4 protein-coding genes are annotated in these 2,906 nt (G+C 38.4%); 3 read left to right on the plus strand and 1 reads right to left on the minus strand.

The window, feature by feature from the left end; genetic code table 11:
- The first annotated feature begins 323 nt into the window (after positions 1–323).
- The 3 genes from D8837_RS09770 to D8837_RS09105 are packed head-to-tail and all read left to right on the plus strand — an operon-like array spanning position 324 to position 2,173.
- Complete coding sequence (locus D8837_RS09770; RefSeq protein WP_004234728.1) at positions 324–455, plus strand: SPJ_0845 family protein; 132 nt, start codon at positions 324–326, stop codon at positions 453–455.
- Positions 456–1,361, plus strand: a complete 906-nt coding sequence (locus D8837_RS09100; RefSeq protein WP_125456856.1) for a permease — start codon at positions 456–458, stop codon at positions 1,359–1,361.
- The gene (locus D8837_RS09105) at positions 1,358–2,173 is read left to right on the plus strand and encodes a TIGR03943 family putative permease subunit (RefSeq protein WP_125456857.1); all 816 of its coding nucleotides are present in this window, start codon (positions 1,358–1,360) and stop codon (positions 2,171–2,173) included. The genes D8837_RS09100 and D8837_RS09105 overlap by 4 nt, the downstream gene beginning before the upstream one ends.
- Before the next feature lie 47 nt (positions 2,174–2,220).
- Here the strand turns inward: D8837_RS09105 and D8837_RS09110 are convergent.
- A partial coding sequence (locus tag D8837_RS09110; RefSeq protein ID WP_125456858.1) for an IS3 family transposase occupies positions 2,221–2,906 on the minus strand: 686 nt, incomplete at its 5' end.

Consider the following 2,906-nt stretch of genomic DNA (forward strand, 5'->3'; position numbering starts at 1 on the left):
GGTTAATAGGAACTATCTTCTCTGTAGATTGATTTACAATAATAACTTCTATATCTTTTAATGTTTGTCTATCCACTATTGATAAGGACTCTAATAAACTATTTTTATCTCCTTGATGTAACAAAATAACACTAATTGAGCAAGTCAATTTGACTACCTCCAATAATTTTCTGATAATTTACTTAATTATAGCATAATTATAGTATACATCAGATGATATCAAGCTATATTATCTATTATCTACTCAATTTGAAATTCCAACTTTTCCCTTTTACTCAAAATAATAGTATAATAGAGGTAGAATTTAGAATCGAGGTACACCTATGGCTGTAAAATTTACAAAAACGGACGACTTAGACAAGATGTTTGAAGAGTTTGCGAAACTCCCTGATTTGAAACAAGTTACTTTCCCCGATGACAAAGAGAAAAAAGCCAAAGCAGAAAAGAAAAACTAGATGACTGCTTTCCAACAACTCCCATCGAGTGTGCTTCAGACTGGGGCTATTTTTCTCTCTATAATCATTGAAGCCCTACCCTTCGTTCTGATAGGAAGTATTGTTTCAGGACTAGTTGAGGTCTATATCACACCTGACAAGGTTTATCATTTTCTCCCTCGAAATCGTTGGGGGAGAATCTTTTTTGGCACCTTCGTGGGGATACTTTTTCCCTCTTGTGAATGTGGAATCGTCCCCATTATCAATCGTTTCCTGGAAAAAAAGGTTCCCAGTTACACGGCCGTTCCCTTTCTTGTGACAGCACCTGTCATCAATCCTATTGTTCTCTTTGCGACCTATTCTGCCTTTGGCAACTCCTTCCATATCGCTCTGTTACGAGCTCTGGGGTCCATTCTTGTAGCTGTGATACTTGGGATTTTTCTTGGATTTTTCTGGCAAGAACCGATTCAAAAAGAAAATCGTTTGGCTTGTCATGAGCACAATTTTTCTCACTTGAGTCCTGCAAAAAAAGTTTTTCAAGTCTTTATGCAAGCAATTGATGAGTTTTTTGATATGGGACGCTATTTGGTATTTGGCTGTCTTTTTGCCTCTATGATACAGGTCTATGTTCCGACTCGTATTCTGACTTCTATCAGCGCAACCCCTCTTTTTGCTATCTTGCTCTTGATGCTTTTGGCCTTTCTTCTCTCTCTCTGCAGTGAGGCAGATGCCTTTATCGGTGCTTCTCTTCTCTCAAGTTTCGGCTTGGCACCAGTTATGGCCTTTCTGGTGATTGGCCCAATGCTGGATATCAAAAATATTCTCATGATGAAAAATTACTTGAAAGCACGATTTATCAGTCACTTCATAACGATTGTGACTCTTGTCGTCTTAGTGTATTCTCTCTTGATTGGAGTCATCCTATGATTCGATTTTTAGTTTTAGCTGGCTATTTTGAATTGACTATTTATCTCCATCTGTCCGGAAAATTAAACCAGTACATCAACATGCACTATTCCTATCTGGCCTATATTTCCATGGTACTTTCCTTTATTTTGGCAATTGTTCAACTGTATATCTGGATGAAGCAAGTCAAAACCCACAGTCATCTGAACAGCCGATTGGCGNAGGTGACGAGTGTTGCTCTTCTGGCTATTCCACTTGTCGTCGGTTTAACTTTTCCAACTGTTAGCTTGGATTCTCAGACCGTTTCTGCCAAAGGCTATCACTTCCCCTTATCAGAAGGCACGGATCAAGCCATTCAGACAAGTGAAGGAACGACAAGCCAATATTTGAAACCAGATACCAGTTCTTATTTTTCAAAATCAGCTTATGAAAAGGAAATGCGAACTGCGGCGGATAAATACTTGTCCCAAGATAGTATTCAGATCACTAATGAAAACTATATGGAAGTCATGGAGGCTATCTACGACTATCCAGATGAGTTTGAGGGTAAGACAGTCCAGTTCACAGGCTTTGTCTATAATGACCCTAGTCATGCCAATAGCCAATTTCTGTTCCGCTTCGGCATTATCCATTGTATCGCGGATTCTGGTGTCTATGGATTGCTGACCAAGGGAAATACCCGTCAGTATGAGAATAACACCTGGATAACAGCCAAAGGAAAACTGGTCAATCACTATCATAAAGAACTCAAACAAAACCTCCCAACCTTGGAAATCGATAGCTTTACCAAAGTCGATAAACCAGAGAATCCCTATGTTTATCGCGTGTTTTAAAAAAGTAGCCTGGAAATGTACTGACCCCAAAAAGTTAGACAAATAATTTAAGTAAAGGATTTAGTTCTGTATTGCACAGGACTAAGTCCTTTTAATTTTACCTTAATGCGTTTATTGTTGTAGTAATCAATATAGTCTACAATAGCTTGCTCCAAGTGTTCAAGTGACTGAAACGTATTCTCATAACCATAAAACATTTCAGACTTAAGAATGCCAAAGAAAGATTCCATCATACCGTTATCTGGGCTATTTCCCTTACGTGACATAGATGGTTGGATTCCCTTATTCTTTAAAAAATGATGATAGAAATCGTGTTGGTATTGCCATCCCTGGTCACTATGGAGAATTGTATTTTCGTAATATTCCTCTGTAAAGGTTTGTTCTAGCATATCTTTCACTTGTATCAAGTTCGGCGAAGTAGAAAGATTGAAGGAGATAATTTCGCTGTTAAAGCCATCTAAAACTGGTGATAAATAAAGCTTTTGACTGCTTGCTGGAATGGCAAATTCTGTCACATCTGTATAGCACTTTTCCATTGGATTCGATGCTTCAAATTGGCGTTGAATAAGGTTATCTGCTTTCTTGCCAATCTCTCCTTGGTAGGAAGAATACTTGCGTTTACGACGAATTCGGGCACTTAAACCAAGGATCTTCATCAGACGTTGGACCTTCTTATGGTTCACTACAAAACCACGATTCCTCAATTCTAGAGTCATTCGGCGATAACCATAAT

The sequence above is a fragment of the Streptococcus mitis genome, from assembly GCF_003942965.1.
GTDB lineage: Bacteria > Bacillota > Bacilli > Lactobacillales > Streptococcaceae > Streptococcus > Streptococcus mitis_BH.

What these genes read in the sequence shown, in the direction of transcription:
- D8837_RS09770 (WP_004234728.1), top strand. Translation starts at nt 324, where the DNA reads ATGGCTGTAAAATTTACAAAAACGGACGACTTAGACAAGATGTTTGAA.
- D8837_RS09100 (WP_125456856.1), top strand. Translation starts at nt 456, where the DNA reads ATGACTGCTTTCCAACAACTCCCATCGAGTGTGCTTCAGACTGGGGCT.